Consider the following 16,095-nt stretch of genomic DNA (forward strand, 5'->3'; position numbering starts at 1 on the left):
GTAAAGAAACATTACATTTATTAATATTTAAATTAAACAATACATAAAATTATCATATGCAACATTACATTAACACTGATTTTGTACGATTTATCAGCGAGTAATTTTGTGATGGCGATCGATTGCGTTCATTTATTCTCGAGAAAAACGTATCGCACAGCGTTTTGTGTTGCTTGTCACAAAACGGGAAATATTCACCAGTGCCTTTTGCCAAATAAAGAAAGTTATCCCCTCCAATAAGGGGAAGGCCACTTCTCATTGCGAGCCTCCGGGTTACATCATTAACGCCATACTTAAATGCGCTGTCGCTTCATGAAGGGGGATTTGCACCCAGCAATGGTTTTCTTCATCACAAAAAGTGACCTCATTGTCGCTACCGTCGATAAGCAAAATAAAACGTGCCCCCTGGCGTTGCGCGTTCTTCTGCCGGGTCGATAAGCGTAGCGTGGAGCAATCATTGACAATGCTCAAATGCGGAAAATTACGCCTGAGTCGGCGGCCAAGCAGTATTGCCTGATCCCGTGCCCGTTCCTGGCTGGGTATGATGACAACATCGACATGCTTAGCGTAATCGCTGCTTTTTTTCGTCGCGGTGAGCAACTGCATAATCGGTTCCAGCATAAAAGCGAAGCCACATGCAGAGACAGGATGCCCAATTAGCCGGCTGGCACTATTGTCGTAACGCCCGCCCCGACACAGTAATTTATTGTGATGCAACGAATCCGCATACCATTCGAAAAGCTGGTCGTTATAGTCATTTACGGGGAAGAGATTTTTATCGTGGGTAAAAGGAATATTCAGTGCAGTCAGTGAGTCGCAAAGATGCGTAAAACGCTGACGGGATTGTAATGACAGGCATGCTTCAAGTTGCGGCGCTTTTTCTGCCAGCCGCAGCATCAAATTATCTTTATCACTCAGTAAACGCTCTGGATGTTGCTCCAGGCAAGCTAACTGCCTGGCATTAAGCAGTGATGCCAGCGGCTGATAGTATTGCTGCAAGTGACGGCGAAATTGAGTGAATTCCTCTACATTGCCTAATGAATTAATATTGAGTTCGACAAACGGCAACAGTTGTAGCGATTTGAAAAAATCATATTGTAAGGAAATAAGTTCAATCTCAATGCCGATATCTGGATAGCCAAACGCTTCCACACCCAATTGATGAAATTGGCTGATGTTCTGCTGGTTCTGACGACGGAACATTGCCCCCAGATACCATAATCGTGTGCCAATTTGTAAATTCTGATATTGCGATAAAAGCCGTAGACATCCCATCGTTCCATCGCCACGAAATAACGCCTGATGATTAAGCATTAGCTCATCACTTTCACCGGAAAAAGACCTCGTAGCGTTTTCTTCCAACCTTTCAAGAAGCGGCATACGGATCTCCTTGTAGCAATACTGCTGCAATAAATACTCTGCTTTTTTTTCCAGCCACTCCCAGTCCGCGGCGGGGTTCTGGTAATGCTTACGTGGGCGCCCACTTTTCCGTGGCCGCAGATTTCGCTGATATTTTTCTTCCAGCGACTGAGAGTAAGGCGTCGTTGCCAGTAGGCAGTTTTGCACCAGTGATGACTCAATACGCGTAATGACGGCTGGAACAATCATCCCCAGGCAAAAGCGCTGATAGGCACCTGAACGCTGCGCGGCATTTTCTCCGAGGCGCAGGTACTCCTCATGGGGAGTGATCCGCACTTCGGGGGAATCAGCAAAACTATGATGAGGTGTTTCATCTACACAATGGCATTCAACGTATTTTTTTGTCAGCAAGAAATAGGCATTGGGTTCGACGGGGCAGCAATTGTATCGACTATCCCAAAGCGTACCGTGGCGTTGGTGACGGTGGTTGAAGTAGTGGGTGTAACCTTTGGCGATATATTGCATAAAACGCCCGAGGCATTCTTTATCAGGGGCGGACAGAAATAAAAATATTTTCTTTGATGAAAGTGAATACGCATGTAATTTTATTGCATAGATACTCATTGCGGTATCGACGCATTGATAAAAGTACTGGTAATCCTCTTCACCTTTAAAAATAGTTTCATCATTATGCCCGCACAATTGCACGAGGTGAGGAATTCCATCGATAAATAATCGGTTTTTTCGTGGCATAGGAATAATGTGTAAATAATCTTTAAGTGGGCTAAATAGTGTTTTTATTAGTGCATAAGCCACGTCTGTTAATATATAAGAATTTCTAAAGAATCTTACAGGAGCTATCAAAAGACAACAAGAAGCCCTTTTGATAGCCCATTTCGCTTATTTCTGGTTAAGCTCATCAAGTCGTAATGCAATATCTTGAATCGCTAGTAAATTTTGCTGGTTATTTTGTAAATCCCAAAGCCGAATTTGTTGATCAGCATTAATGGTCAGAATAAAACGACAACCACTCTTAAGGGCATTTTGATGCTGTCGTTTAAGTTTGGTACCGCTACAATCAGTGAGGACACGTAAACCAGGCAAGTCTCGACGAAGCGCGCAAGCCAGCACTTGCACCTGTATACCCCCATCCTCCAGCTCACTGGTAATCACAACATCAGGATGGAATTGCCACTGAGGATTCAGGCCGTCATAAACCGTCTGCAGCAGAAGCAACAATCGTTCGATACCTATGGCAAACCCACAGGCGGGCAATTTCTTACCATTAAATAACTCAGCCAGACCATCATAACGACCACCACCGCAGACTGTCCCCTGAGAACCTAAGTCATCGGTAATCCATTCAAAAACAGTGCGTGAATAATAATCCAACCCGCGCACCAGTCGTGGGTTAATGTGATAGGTTATATCGGCATTGTCGAGCAGAGTCCGCAACGTATTGAAATGCCGCTGTGAATCATCTCCCAAAAAATCCAGTAAACGAGGTGCGTTTTCTATCATTTCTTGCATTTCAGGGTTTTTACTATCGAGGATACGCAGAGGGTTTACGTCCAGGCGCTTGATGCTGTCTTCGTCCAACACGTCTCTATGTTGAGTAAACCAACTCACCAGTTCCCTGCGATGTGCCTGGCGTTCTTCCGGCGTCCCTAATGAGTTAATTTCCAGCCGGACGTTCTGTGATATGCCTAAATCTTCAAATAGATCGCGCACCATAAAGATCAGTTCAGCATCAACATCAGCACCGGACATTCCGAAGGCTTCGACGCCAAACTGCGTGAACTGGCGTAACCGCCCTTTTTGCGGACGCTCGTAACGAAACATCGGCCCCTGATACCACAAACGCTGTGACTTGTTGTAACACATGTTATTTTCCAGGACCGCCCGCATACATCCGCTGGTCCCTTCCGGGCGCAAGGTAATATGCTCACCGCTTTTATCGGTAAAGTCGTACATTTCTTTTGAGACGATATCGGTCGCTTCACCCACCGCACGTTCAAAGAGCGCAACGGGTTCCAGGAGCGGCAGACGCATTTCCTGGTATCCATAACGAAACGCCATTTGATGAAATTTACGCTCCAGCCACTGCCACATCGGTGTTTCGTCAGGCAGCACATCGCGCATACCTCGTATGGCCTGAATTTTGCTCATGACAACTCCTTGCTTAATAAAGAAAAAGATTGTTCAGTCAAATTGTGCTGCGGGACACCCTTGTTCAGGCGATGGCGCCGGGCAACATAAAGAAGGTAAAGAGGGATGGTAATCATCTGTAAAATAATTCCCCATACCACGGTAGAGGCACTCTCTGTCATTAACGCCAGCGCAATAAAGCTCAACGCAACCAGACTAAGGCAGCAATAAGTCCAGAAACTGGCATCTCCTCCCCGGCGATGAACAACCATCATGACCGGCAGTGATACTGCAGCAAATGCATAGGGGAGTAAGCTGGCAGAGATGGCCAGGGTAATCACGCTCTGGAACTGGTTCTGCAGATTTGGCGACAATGTGAATAGCAGGAGTGCAGTCATCAGCGCTGCAGTAAAAACTAACCCACACCAGGGAACACCATGGCGGTTAGTACGGGCAAAAAAAGCAGGGAGCAAATTATCTTCCGCCGCAGCCCTGGGCACTTCCGTTTGCAGGATTTGCCAACCTGGCATCGCACCGAGGCAAGCGATAACAACCATGGCTGAAATAATCGCCCCAGCCGTACTGCCCCACATGGCTTTTGCGCTGTCGGCAAAAGGAGAGGAGGAGTTCATCAGCACATCATGGGGGAGCAGCCCCATCATGACATTGGTTGAACTGGCATAACATAACCCAGCGAGCCCCAACCCTAACAAGGTGGCCAGCGGTATAGTGCGGCGAGGGTTTTTCACTTGGCTAAACGAGACAGATGCAGACTCAATCCCCAGAAAACCCCATAATGAGATGGTTGCCGCGTTAATGATTGCCTGATGATCACTGACGCCACTAAGATTCCAGGCTGCCTGATAACGAGCAACGTCAAAATGCCCCCAGCCCATGACGCCGATGCTGAGGATCACCAGCACCATGCAACTGCCCGTAAACATTTGCATATAACCAACCCGCTTCGCGCCACGTAATCCCCAAAGAACAGAGCACCAAAGCAGCACAATGCATGCCGTCGTGCCATAAAATGGGTTGTGTAATACCGGGAAGAAGAAAGAGAGATATCCCACGCCGGCTAACAGCAGCGCGCAGTTGCCAATCCACGTTGACAACCAATAGAACAATGTCATTTGTAGGCCGATAAAGGGGCCAAAGCTGGCAGTAATACTGGCTATGATGCCGCCATTGCGCGGAAATAACTCACTCATTTTGCAAAAAATGAGCGCCAGGGCAGCAATCGCTAAAAACGCGAGCCCCCACCCCCAGACAGAGATTGAACCTATTCTCGCGAGCGTGGCAGGCAGCATAAACACACCGCTACCCATCATATTCGATGCTGTCATCATGGTCAGCGCAAGCAGGCCCATTTGGTTTGTCTTCGCGCAACATTTATCCATGCCAGTCCTCATTTAATAGATCATGGTGAGATGAACGGGACTTCTCCCGCGCATGTTCAGGGCCAAAGTTTGTCGTTACAACCCATCGGTAAAGCGGTAATCTCGTTGCAGGCTCTGTAAGAACAGAGCCTGACAGACGCAACCGATAATGATTGGTCTCGGCATCGGTTGCGGCGCTCCTGAGGGCAGTGATGATTATCACTGCCCTTTCTTCATGCGGCCTGTTGGTTCAGGTCGGCAATGACATCGTCAATCAGCTCATCAATCTTGCTGGAGTCAAGGTGGTGGGCAGTGGTAATCAGGTGAGCGATGTCACCGGAGGTGGCCAGACAGTGCTTCTTCCAGACGGCTTCTGACGGGCAAGGGAAAACCACGGTAATTGAGTTTTTATTGCGCCAGGCATCAATACCCGCAGCCTGTAAGCGATCGACTGCGTACTGCGCCATATTCAGGCTATGTTCAATGCGGCGTTGCCAGTCGCTCCAGGAGTGGCTGCGAATCGCTTCCCACATCATTAGCGGTGTGTGGCCGTTACGAGAACCAGAAATGGTTTTATCGTGTGCAGAGATGTAATCAATTTCGACAGAAATCCGGTCAACGTTTTTCCTTTTCGCTACCACAATGCCGCAGGGAATAGGCGAGCCAATCATTTTGTGGCCGGAAACGCCAATAGAATCAATACCATCAGCGAAGTTAAAAGGTTGCGGATCGTTCACAAACGGCAAAATCATACCGCTCAGCGCAGCATCAGCGTGTAGATAATAATCGTCACGTTTGATACCCAGCTGACCAATCCGTTGTTGGATCTCAGCAATATTATCAATAGCACCACGAACGGTTGTGCCGATATTTGCAAAAATAATCGGATGTTCTTCGTTGTCGCGTTGAATTTTACGAATCAAGTCATCATAGTCCATCTCGCCATTCGGTTGTGATTCCACCAGACTTGATTTAATGCGCAACAACTTAACAATTTTCGCAACGGAATAATGAGTATCTTTCGAGTAATAAAGCGTACCCTCTGGAAACAGTTCACGCCCCAGATAGCAGCCAAACATATTACCTTCCGTTCCCCCATTGGTAACGTAACCCCAGCTTTCTTCAAATGGGATTTTAAAAATCTTGGCGAAATACTCCATTACCTCTTTTTCAAAATCAAACGAGTTCAGCAAATAATTACAATACTCCCCCCAATCACCACAATTGTTTATAGAGAAACGCATAAACCGTTCCAGTATTGTGTAATCGAAGTCGGCTGACTCCGGGTAACCTATATTAAAATACTGATTTTTTACGCAATATGACCAAAAAGCATCAAGCTTATTCTGATCGACAATAGATAATGTCATTTTAAACTCCCGTGGATGAAAATAATACAGTTGGATACGTTTAGATACGTTTATCTAAATAAAGAATATCCTGACCTTTCTTACTACGTCCGGCGGCAACAAAAGAGAATAATGGAATAGTTACCATCATCATCAAGATGCCCCAGAATATGGAGTCGCTGCCAGAACCAAGCAAAGCAAAGATGCAGTAAATCATGCCAATAACAACCAACGTGCAGTAAAACATAAACGATCTTCCACGATTGGCTTTCTTTGAAACAAGAATAATTGGAAGCGAAATCAGGGCATACATATATGGCAGAAGTGAAGCAAACACCGACATTAGGATTACGGCCTGGAATTGCTTCGCCAAATTCGGAGATGCCGTCAAAAGCAAGACAATACTCATTAATACACCGGTAAAAATGAGGCTTTTCATCGGGACATCTTGCTTGTTGGTTTCTTCAAAGAATTTCGGGAAAAGTCCTTGTTGAGCACCTGCGCGCGGGCCTTCTGACTGAAGTATCAGCCAACCTGAAATGGAACCAAAGCAGGCAATGATGCTCAGTGCGGAAGCAATGTTCCCTGCCGTATTACCGAACATATAGCGTGCGGCATCAGCAAAAGGTGCGGCTGAATCTACCAGAACGTTATGTGGTACCAACCCCATAATAACGGTGCAGCTACCGACATAACATACGGAAGCGATTAATAATCCCATAACGGTAGCCCGAGGAACCGTACGTTCAGGATCTTCGACCTGACCGGTAGAAACGACTGCAGATTCAATACCAAGGAAGCCCCATAGTGCAATCGACGCAGCAGAAATTATTGCTGAGGAATCACTATGACCCGTTCCATTATAAACTTCAGTATAGAGCGACGGGTTAAACCAGAACCACCCAATAAATCCTACGCCTAAAATTACAATTAACCCGCAGGTTGCGGTAAACGATTGTGCCCGCCCTGCAACTTTGGCACCAAAACTAGCAAGAAAAACAAATGCCCACAGAATAATAATTGCGGCAATACAACCGTAAGTTGGATTTTTAAGCTCTGGGAAAAAGAAACTGAGATAGCCGACACCTGCGACCAATAATGCAACGTTACCTACCCATGCGCTGATCCAATAGCACATTGTTGTCTGAAACCCAATGAATGGGCCAAAGGCATCACTGGCATAAGCAACGATACCGCCGGTACGAGGTGTAATTAGACTGGTTTTAGCGAAAACTAGCGCAAGTGCAATAACACCGATGATGGTAAATACCCATCCCCATATTGAGATGGAGCCTATTCCTGCGAGATTAGTTGGCAACATAAATACGCCAGACCCCATCATATTTGATGCGGTCACTAACGTTAGGGCAATGACTCCCATTTTATGAGCAGAGCCTGAGCTTACTGTTCCCATAATGGTTTCCTATTAATTTAAAATTTTGCAATAAGTGGAAATTCGTACTGAATTCGTGGGCCATTGTTATGAATAGAAATGTCCATTATTGTGACAACAATCAAAAATAATAATGAATCAATTTTTTTTGAGAGGTACTCCTGCTCATTTTTTAACCGTTTTATTAGTAATTGACTCTGTCCCCTTTTATTCGACCTGAATAAAGCAAAGGCGACACTAAAATAATCAGGAAAAAAATCACGACGATCGTTTATTAATAATGTACTTTTTTGTTGATGGTGTTGTTTCAATGTTAACAATTATGAGTAATTTAAAGACACCTATTTATCACGCCAAAAACGGGCATTTCTGATATGGATAAAGTAGAAGGGTGTGATTCAAAAGAGGGAACATAATTTATGTTACAACGGATAGAACGATGACTCCCTGTGGGCTACGCCTTACAAAGCAAAAACCCCGCCGAAGCGGGGTTCTGTAAAGAGTGAAGCTGACCGATAAGCCGCGTTATTTTGAGCATAGCGTCGTGGACAGTCATTCATTTAGCCTGCCCAGAAAGCAAAAACCCCGCCGAGGCGGGGTTCTGTAAAGAGTGAAGCTGACNGATAAGCCGCGTTATTTTGAGCATAGCGTCGTGGACAGTCATTCATTTAGCCTGCCCAGAAAGCAAAAACCCCGCCGAGGCGGGGTTCTGTAAAGAGTGAAGCTGACTGATAAGCCGCGTTATTTTGAGCATAGCGTCGTGGACAGTCATTCATTTAGCCTGCCCAAAAAGCAAAAACCCCGCCGAAGCGGGGTTTTATAAAGAGTGAAGCTGACCGATAAGGCGGCTTCGTTCAACTGTACGTCAGGCATCTACGGCGCTGGAGTTGTCTTGTGTCGCAGACTGTATCGCACTTTGTGTGGCAGATAAAGCAGGTTAACAGACAAAAGAAAGGCCGGGGCAAAACCCAGCCGTTCAACTCACAGATTGAATTTGCCAAAGCAGGGTTACCCTACCTTTCGACCTTGCCGGAATGCTTCGCGCGCTTCGTTCAAGCTCATGATATTAGCTCCACCAGCATAATCAGGATCACTGCTCTGAACTGAATCATTTTCCCAGTCACAGACAGGGCATAATTCAAAACTTCCCTCTCCGCTAAACTCGAACAGCTCACAACAGGGGCATAACATCTTCGCCTCAAAAATTTGCGACTTATTCATCTCGAAAGCCGGGTTTTCCATTGGCTTTACGCCATTCTTTGACTTCTTGAACAACACCTTCAGGACTATCTTCGCGGTCATCACGGGGATAGTAAATGAGGTCCGATCCGTCAGGGTGTTCAGTCAAGCGCTTAAACTCCAATATGTTTTTAATGTCTTCGCTTTCAGAAGTATTCGCTACATCGAATAACTTACGGACAAATTCCAAAAATTCACTTTCTGTATAGTCGTTAATGCTGCTCACTTACTCACCTCGATGGATCTCAATGTGGCGTTTTGGCGTTACTACGCCCATGTTGTCGACGTCGTACACTTCACCACCTTCACTTATCGGCCTGATATGGTGGATATTGTATTTTATTTTGCCACCAACTTGTTCAGATTCTCTTGGCGCTGGAGCTTTACCTGCCCGAATATTTCCCAAGTTTCCTCGTTTAAATTGTTGGCTCAATTCAGGGTCTTTTGAAACTTCTAGCCAGAACGCTTCCCTGAATCTATCAAAGTTGGAGAATGTACGCCCACGCAGTTTATCGGCAATCTGAGATGGTATCGGTGATCCGTTGCCTTGATTCGCATCAGCTAACCAGGTGCCTGTGACCTTCTGGCCTTTGCCTGTGACTTGTCCCGGATTGTTTCGAATGTAGATATAAATCGGTGGGATATCTGATACCGGAAGGATCAGAATGTAATCCGCAAAATTTTTCTCATCCGGTGCAGGGGTTGTCGTACTGCTGATCTGTGTTCCATCGGGTAACGGATTAACAAGGATGGTTCCCGGTAGCCTTGGCGGTGTCTGGTTGCCTGTGTTTGATGGAGTGTCAACTCCCGAACTGTCCGGGGTCCAGATAAGGGTAACGGGGTTTTCTTCCTCAGTGGTGAAAGTGTAAGCCTCATAGCGGCGGTCCCATTCCATCTTACGGACTCGCACCATATCTTTACCCGGTGGCGTGTGATATCCACGCGGTACGGGATTTCCGTTGGTGTCATTCTCCCACGAATAGCGAACACGCGTAGGGGCTTCCCGCATTTGTGCAAGCCGCATACGGTCGATGAAGTCCTGTTCTCCTTCATTGAGTTTGCCAGGCATCATGCCTACTAAGAATCCGGCAACGGAGGCACCAGCGCCACCAGCGGCAATTTCCGCACCTCGTACAGCCCATGTTCCATATGTAGCAAATCGCCCGGCAACTTGTTCCAGAACGCCAGCACCTGCGGTGGCTGTTTGTGCTCTGGTCGCACTGGCAGCGGCTGCGACTGCGGCCTGATATTGCACCTCTTCGTGATTGCCGTTGAGCCACTTATACAGGGCGCTTCGCTTTTTCGGTTTTGGAATATCTTCCGGGGCTTGTGGTTTTTTCTTTGCTGTTTGTGCGTGTTGTGGGGCATCTGAATCTGTTACGGCGTCAACAGCAGGCGCTGCCCGGAAAAGGCCCATCTCTGCAAAATTAGTATGCGGTTCTTGTTGCTTCCCTGCATCAGTATTCCCTGAGCCACGCTCGCGGGATTTAGCGAAGACTGGGACAGGCAGCAGTGCAGCGGGGCTAGCCGCTGGTGATGAACTTGAGGAAACGATTGTCGGCGGTGTGGTTGCTGTTACTGGTGCCGACGTTCTGGAATCACTGCGCGATTCATAGGTTTGTACGGTTATTTGCGGGATGATTTTTGCATTACAGGGGCAACTGCTGAAGCTGTCCAGACTGCCTGCCACAAGGCGACCATCCGTTTTAATCCATCCAATGCCACCGACAATGCGGTAAGTATTGCCATCTTTACCACATGATACCCGGTCACCCATCCGGGCAACAGAAGTCCCATTGGTTCTTCTGTTTGGTGCTCCTTCCAGTACACGACCGCCACAAGTGGTGGGATCGTACATATGAAGAATGTATCCCTTAGCCATAATTCCCTCTACTTACAGTGCATTAATTCACATACAGCACGCATTGTACAAATAACATCCACACGCAGGAAGTTGTTTTCACTTAAAGTAAAACTATGTTTTAAATAATTTTCAGAGTGAATATTTCCTGATTTTTGATTCACTTTGTGAAGCATCAAAGGTTTTGCTATATGGGCAATGCTTCGACCTGGTGGCGTAGGTGAAGGTGTAAATACTGTTGCCACACTGGCCGAATCGCAGCCCAGGGACATGTAAAAAAAGCCACCTGAAGGAAGTCGGAAATGAAGGCAGTAGCGGTTGCCACGCTTCAGGATATTCGGGATGGAACTGCCGTTGGTGTGCCTCGTCTGTGTCACATTTTCACCGATGAAGGCCAGAGAGACACTAATGTAGTGTTTTAAACGAAGATGAAGCTGACCAATAAGCCGCGTTATTTTGAACATAGCGTCGTGGACAGTCATTCATTTAGCCTGCCCAGAAAGCAAAAACCCCGCCGAAGCGGGGTTTTATAAAGAGTGAAGCTGACCGATAAGCCGGGTTCTGTCGTGGACAGTCATTCATCTAGGCCAGCAATCGCTCACTGGCTCAAGCAGCCTACCCGGGTTCAGTACGGGCCGTACCTTGTGAACCCCTATTTGGCCTTGCTCCGGGTGGAGTTTACCGTGCCACGGACTGTTACCAGCCGCGCGGTGCGCTCTTACCGCACCCTTTCACCCTTACCTGATCCCACTTGCGTGGGCCATCGGCGGTTTGCTCTCTGTTGCACTGGTCGTGGGTTTCCCCCCCAGGCGTTACCTGGCACCCTGCCCTATGGAGCCCGGACTTTCCTCCCCTCCGCCCGTCTCCCCCGAAGAGGACGACGACGAAGCGGCGACTGTCTGGTCAGCTTCGGCGCGCAGTATAGAGGGTTCGTGCGCCTTTGTCACCCCGCACTACGCATTCCGATTGCCAGCGTGGCAGCGATATTCCTTGAAGCGCGGTAAATATTATCCGATGCTCCGCGGAAAGCGTCCTCCAGCGTGCCGATACGGGTTAATACGCTAAACACCGCATCAATGCCATATTGATGTACCACGTCCACATCGCGTGTCAGGCTACCGGCAATACCAATTACGGGTTTGTGGTACTTCTTCGCCACATTTGCCACACCAATCGGCACTTTGCCATGCACACTCTGGCTATCGATACGTCCCTCACCAGTGACCACCAGCGTACAATCGTGAATATGTTCTTCCAGATTGAGCGCCTGAATCACAATTTCGATACCACTGCGCAGCTCCGCGCCTAAAAAAGCCATTAACGCGGCCCCCATACCACCAGCCGCTCCCGCGCCAGGCACGTCTTTCACATCCACCCTGAGCGATTTTTTAATGATATCGGCATAGTGGGAGAGATTACGGTCCAGCTCAACAATGTGTTCCTCTGCCGCCCCTTTCTGCGGCCCAAAGATGCGGGATGCGCCAGTATCGCCCGTCAGAGGATTCGTCACATCACAGGCGACACGGATTGAACAGGTTTTTAAGCGCGGATCCAGCCCTGAAACATCGATGGCACTGAGACAATTCAGGCTGCCGCCGCCGTAACCGATTTCAGTACCGTTGGCATCACAGAGTTTTGCCCCCAGCGCCTGCACCATACCCGCACCGCCGTCATTGGTCGCGCTGCCGCCAATGCCGATAATGATACTTTTCGCGCCGCTTTCCAGCGCCTGCAAAATTAACTCTCCGGTACCACAAGATGTTGTCACTAATGGATTGCGTTTCTCAGGAGGAACCAACGCCAGGCCGCTGGCTGCCGCCATTTCAATAAACGCGGTTTTACCGTCACCGGACATGCCCCAGCAGGCATTCACTTTTTCGCCCAGAGGCCCCGTCACCAGGGCTGAACGTTCAGTCCCCTGCGTCGCGGCTATCATCGCTTTCACTGTTCCTTCACCGCCATCGGCAACCGGAACAGACACATATTGCGCATAGGGGAAAATTTCCCGAAATCCTTTTTCTATTGCCTGCGCTACCTCGGAGGCAGACAGGCTTTCTTTATAAGAGTCTGGGGCAATTACGATTTTCATAGTTATGTAGCCTGACTGTGCCGCGCAAGGCAAGAAATACAGGGCGCGCATCCGCGCCCTTCTTGTTAGCGAGTGACTTCCACTTTCGCCAGTTTTTCGTAGTAGCATGCCAACGCACTGTGGTCAGCCGTTCCCAGCCCGTCAGCGCGCAGCGCTTGCATCATCTCCATTACCACTGCGGTCAGCGGCAGCTGTGCGCCCACGCCGTGTGAAGTATCCAGCGCATTCGCCAGATCCTTGATATGCAGGTCGATACGAAAACCGGGTTTAAAGTTACGATCCATCACCATCGGCGCTTTGGCATCCAGCACGGTGCTGCCCGCCAGTCCGCCGCGAATAGCCTGATACACCAGATCCGGGTTCACGCCCGCTTTGGTCGCCAGGGTCAGCGCTTCAGACATCGCCGCAATGTTCAACGCCACAATAACCTGGTTCGCCAGCTTGGTGACGTTACCCGCGCCAATTTCGCCGGTATGCACCACGGAGCCCGCCATCGCTTTCAGCAGATCGTAATACTTGTCGAAAATCGCTTTATCGCCGCCAACCATCACCGACAACGTGCCATCAATCGCTTTCGGTTCGCCGCCACTGACCGGTGCATCCAACATATCCACACCTTTCGCTTTCAGCGCTTCGCTGATTTCACGGCTGGCTAATGGTGCGATGGAACTCATATCGATCAACACGGTGCCCGGTTTCGCCCCTTCAATGATGCCGCCTTCACCCAGCGCCACTTCCTTCACGTGCGGAGAGTTCGGCAGCATGGTGATGATCACATCACACTGCTCGGCAATGTCTTTCGCCGTGGCGGCGGTCTCTGCGCCTGCGGCGATGACTTCCGCAATCGCTTGTGGGTTACGGTCAGCAACCACCAGCGAGTAACCTGCCTTGAGGAGGTTTTTACTCATTGGTTTACCCATGATACCGAGGCCAATAAAACCAACTTTCATTGTCATGTCTTTATCTCTCTACTGTCGATGGTGGTTATTTCTTAAAGGAGTCAGCCAGCTTCTGTGTGGCCGAGCGGAATACGCCAAGATCGCTGCCAACGGCAACAAATGTCGCGCCCCACTCCAGATAACGACGGGCATCCGCCTCTACCGGGGCCAAAATGCCGCTGGGTTTGCCGTGTGCCTTCGCGCGGGCAAAGATGTGCTGGATTGCGTTCTGTACGTCAGGGTGGGAAGCATTCCCAAGATGACCTAATGCTGCAGCCAGATCGCTCGGGCCAACAAAAATACCGTCTACGCCGTCGGTCGCCGCGATGGCATCAACGTTATCGACACCCTGCTGGCTTTCGATCTGCACGATAATGGTGATGTTCTTATTCGACTGGGCAAAGTAGTCCGGCACGGTACCGAACATATTGGCGCGGTGGGAAACGGATACACCACGAATCCCCTCCGGCGGATAACGGGTAGATGCTACGGCGTTTACCGCCTCTTCTTCGGTCTCAACAAACGGGATCAGGAAGTTATAAAACCCAATATCCAACAGGCGCTTGATAATGACCGGCTCATTGGTCGGAACACGCACAACCGGTGCACTGATGCTACCTTTCAGTGCCATCAATTGCGGGATAAACGTCGAGACATCGTTCGGTGCATGCTCACCATCCAGCACCAGCCAGTCAAAACCTGCCAGACCTAATACCTCGGTACTGATTGGATTGGCCAGCGCGGACCAGCAGCCAATCTGCACCTGATGCGCCGCGAGGGCCGCTTTAAATTTGTTCGGAAATATCGTGTTATTCATCGCCTATACCTTTGTTTATTTCTGCAATTCCATACGTTTAATGTCACCGACAATAAACAGGTAGCAAACCATCGCCATCAGCGCCGAGCATCCTACAAACATCAGCGCAGCATTAAATGAGTGCAGCTCGCTCACCAGATAACCAATCACCAGCGGGGTTACGATGGACGCGACGTTGCCAAATACGTTAAATACACCACCACACAGACCGACTATTTCTTTCGGTGCAGTATCGGAAATCACCGGCCAGCCCAGCGCGCCGAAGCCTTTTCCGAAAAACGCCAGCGCCATCAACGCCACCACCAGGGTGGTATTATCGGTGTAGTTACACAGAATGATGGTCGACGCGAGCAGCATCCCAAGCACAATTGGCAGCTTACGCGCCAAAGTAATACTGGAACCGCGTTTAATCAGATAATCGGAGAACACCCCGCCCAACACGCCACCGGTAAATCCACACAGCGCAGGAATAGAAGCCACCAAGCCTACCTTCAGGATCGACATGCCTTTTTCTTGCACCAGGTAGATCGGGAACCAGGTCAGAAAGAACCAAGTGATGGTATTGATAAAATACTGTCCGAAGAACACACCCAGCATCATGCGATTAGTCAGCAACTGCTTGATATAATGCAGCTTAGGACCGCCAGATGCCGCATCGCCCGGCTTCTTGTGATCCATATCGACCACCGCGCCGTTGTCAGAGATAAACTTCAGTTCTTCTTGCGACATACGCGGATGCTCGGTCGGGTTATGGATCAGTTTCACCCACAGCCCGGTCAGTACAAAGCCGATCGCCCCCATCACGGTAAAGACATGTTCCCAGCCCCAGGCAAAAGTTAACCACCCCAACAGCGGGGAAAATAATGCCAGGGAGAAGTACTGCGCGGAGTTAAAAATTGCCGATGCTGTACCGCGCTCTTTCGTGGGGAACCAGGCGGCCACAATGCGTGCGTTAGCCGGGAAAGACGGCGCTTCAGAGAAGCCCAGCATGAAACGCATGATGAACATTGAAATACCCGCCCAGGCCAGTGGAAACATATCCACGAATCCCTGCAGGAAGGTAAACAGCGACCAGAAAAACAGGCTGTAAGTGTAGACTTTCTTCGAGCCGAACTTGTCGAGCAGCCATCCGCCGGGGATTTGCATCAGCAAATAAGCCCAGCCAAAAGCCGAAAAAATGTAACCCATTGATATGGCGCTAAGCTGTAGCTCTTTCGCCACTTCCGTACCGGCAATAGACAACGTCGCACGGTCCGCATAGTTAACGGCCGTAACAATAAAGATTATCAGCAATATTAAATAACGAGTGTGCGTGCCTTTCTTTTTCTCTACAACCGTATCCAGTATCATACTATTTACCTCGGGTTACCTCAGGCACATGTCTTTTATTATTATTTGGCAGGCATTTTAATAATTAATTACCGCCAATAAAAATACGCAATAATTTATCAGGTGCTATGAAACCGTGATTTAGTATAATCAGCGTGACACGGTTAATCATTGTGCAAATGCTCACTAAAGAA

General features: G+C 48.7%; 13 protein-coding genes and 1 other RNA gene. All 14 read right to left on the reverse strand.

The genetic code is table 11. From position 1 onward, the window contains the following. Positions 1-273 precede the first annotated feature (273 nt). Positions 274-2,175, reverse strand: coding sequence for an ATP phosphoribosyltransferase regulatory subunit (locus NNN64_RS05220; RefSeq protein ID WP_271440711.1), 1,902 nt, complete (start codon positions 2,173-2,175; stop codon positions 274-276). 84 nt (positions 2,176-2,259) lie between these two features. After that, positions 2,260-3,528, reverse strand: a complete 1,269-nt coding sequence (gene hisS / locus NNN64_RS05225; RefSeq protein WP_202037669.1) for a histidine--tRNA ligase — start codon at positions 3,526-3,528, stop codon at positions 2,260-2,262. Beyond that, positions 3,525-4,907 (reverse strand): amino acid permease, encoded by a 1,383-nt coding sequence (locus NNN64_RS05230; RefSeq protein ID WP_271440712.1) that lies wholly within the window; start codon positions 4,905-4,907, stop codon positions 3,525-3,527. The genes hisS and NNN64_RS05230 overlap by 4 nt, the downstream gene beginning before the upstream one ends. Before the next feature lie 212 nt (positions 4,908-5,119). Further along, positions 5,120-6,256: a histidine decarboxylase gene (locus NNN64_RS05235; protein ID WP_271440713.1), complete on the reverse strand. Its 1,137-nt coding sequence runs from the start codon at positions 6,254-6,256 to the stop codon at positions 5,120-5,122. Positions 6,257-6,296: 40 nt separating this feature from the next. Further along, positions 6,297-7,649, reverse strand: coding sequence for a histidine-histamine antiporter (hdcC, locus tag NNN64_RS05240; RefSeq protein ID WP_005131726.1), 1,353 nt, complete (start codon positions 7,647-7,649; stop codon positions 6,297-6,299). A gap of 987 nt (positions 7,650-8,636) precedes the next feature. Next, positions 8,637-8,849, reverse strand: coding sequence for a CPCC family cysteine-rich protein (locus tag NNN64_RS05245; protein ID WP_271440714.1), 213 nt, complete (start codon positions 8,847-8,849; stop codon positions 8,637-8,639). Beyond that, positions 8,842-9,093, reverse strand: a complete 252-nt coding sequence (locus tag NNN64_RS05250) for a bacteriocin immunity protein (protein ID WP_149608060.1) — start codon at positions 9,091-9,093, stop codon at positions 8,842-8,844. Before NNN64_RS05250 ends, NNN64_RS05245 begins: the two co-directional genes overlap by 8 nt. Further along, complete coding sequence (locus tag NNN64_RS05255; protein ID WP_271440715.1) at positions 9,094-10,749, reverse strand: S-type pyocin domain-containing protein; 1,656 nt, start codon at positions 10,747-10,749, stop codon at positions 9,094-9,096. An 8-nt stretch (positions 10,750-10,757) separates the two neighbouring features. Then, on the reverse strand, positions 10,758-11,210 hold the full coding sequence (locus tag NNN64_RS05260) for a hypothetical protein (RefSeq protein ID WP_271440716.1): 453 nt from the start codon (positions 11,208-11,210) through the stop codon (positions 10,758-10,760). Positions 11,211-11,262: 52 nt separating this feature from the next. Further along, positions 11,263-11,639, reverse strand: an RNA gene (gene rnpB, locus NNN64_RS05265) — RNase P RNA component class A. 32 nt (positions 11,640-11,671) lie between these two features. Then, on the reverse strand, positions 11,672-12,817 hold the full coding sequence (gene garK / locus NNN64_RS05270) for a glycerate 2-kinase (RefSeq protein ID WP_271440717.1): 1,146 nt from the start codon (positions 12,815-12,817) through the stop codon (positions 11,672-11,674). A 65-nt stretch (positions 12,818-12,882) separates the two neighbouring features. Next, the gene (gene garR / locus NNN64_RS05275) at positions 12,883-13,773 is read right to left on the reverse strand and encodes a 2-hydroxy-3-oxopropionate reductase (RefSeq protein ID WP_271440718.1); all 891 of its coding nucleotides are present in this window, start codon (positions 13,771-13,773) and stop codon (positions 12,883-12,885) included. A gap of 28 nt (positions 13,774-13,801) precedes the next feature. Next, on the reverse strand, positions 13,802-14,572 hold the full coding sequence (gene garL / locus NNN64_RS05280) for a 2-dehydro-3-deoxyglucarate aldolase (RefSeq protein WP_271440719.1): 771 nt from the start codon (positions 14,570-14,572) through the stop codon (positions 13,802-13,804). Between the two features lie 15 nt (positions 14,573-14,587). Beyond that, positions 14,588-15,922 (reverse strand): galactarate/glucarate/glycerate transporter GarP, encoded by a 1,335-nt coding sequence (garP, locus tag NNN64_RS05285; RefSeq protein WP_271440720.1) that lies wholly within the window; start codon positions 15,920-15,922, stop codon positions 14,588-14,590. Positions 15,923-16,095 lie beyond the last annotated feature (173 nt).

Source organism: Citrobacter sp. Igbk 14 (assembly GCF_028069825.1).
Classification (GTDB): Bacteria; Pseudomonadota; Gammaproteobacteria; order Enterobacterales; family Enterobacteriaceae; genus Citrobacter.

What these genes read in the sequence shown, in the direction of transcription:
- hisS (WP_202037669.1), bottom strand. Translation starts at nt 3,528, where the DNA reads ATGAGCAAAATTCAGGCCATACGAGGTATGCGCGATGTGCTGCCTGAC.
- garP (WP_271440720.1), bottom strand. Translation starts at nt 15,922, where the DNA reads ATGATACTGGATACGGTTGTAGAGAAAAAGAAAGGCACGCACACTCGT.
- NNN64_RS05245 (WP_271440714.1), bottom strand. Translation starts at nt 8,849, where the DNA reads ATGAATAAGTCGCAAATTTTTGAGGCGAAGATGTTATGCCCCTGTTGT.
- garK (WP_271440717.1), bottom strand. Translation starts at nt 12,817, where the DNA reads ATGAAAATCGTAATTGCCCCAGACTCTTATAAAGAAAGCCTGTCTGCC.
- NNN64_RS05235 (WP_271440713.1), bottom strand. Translation starts at nt 6,256, where the DNA reads ATGACATTATCTATTGTCGATCAGAATAAGCTTGATGCTTTTTGGTCA.
- NNN64_RS05255 (WP_271440715.1), bottom strand. Translation starts at nt 10,749, where the DNA reads ATGGCTAAGGGATACATTCTTCATATGTACGATCCCACCACTTGTGGC.
- NNN64_RS05260 (WP_271440716.1), bottom strand. Translation starts at nt 11,210, where the DNA reads ATGACTGTCCACGACGCTATGTTCAAAATAACGCGGCTTATTGGTCAG.
- garL (WP_271440719.1), bottom strand. Translation starts at nt 14,572, where the DNA reads ATGAATAACACGATATTTCCGAACAAATTTAAAGCGGCCCTCGCGGCG.
- hdcC (WP_005131726.1), bottom strand. Translation starts at nt 7,649, where the DNA reads ATGGGAACAGTAAGCTCAGGCTCTGCTCATAAAATGGGAGTCATTGCC.
- NNN64_RS05230 (WP_271440712.1), bottom strand. Translation starts at nt 4,907, where the DNA reads ATGGATAAATGTTGCGCGAAGACAAACCAAATGGGCCTGCTTGCGCTG.
- garR (WP_271440718.1), bottom strand. Translation starts at nt 13,773, where the DNA reads ATGACAATGAAAGTTGGTTTTATTGGCCTCGGTATCATGGGTAAACCA.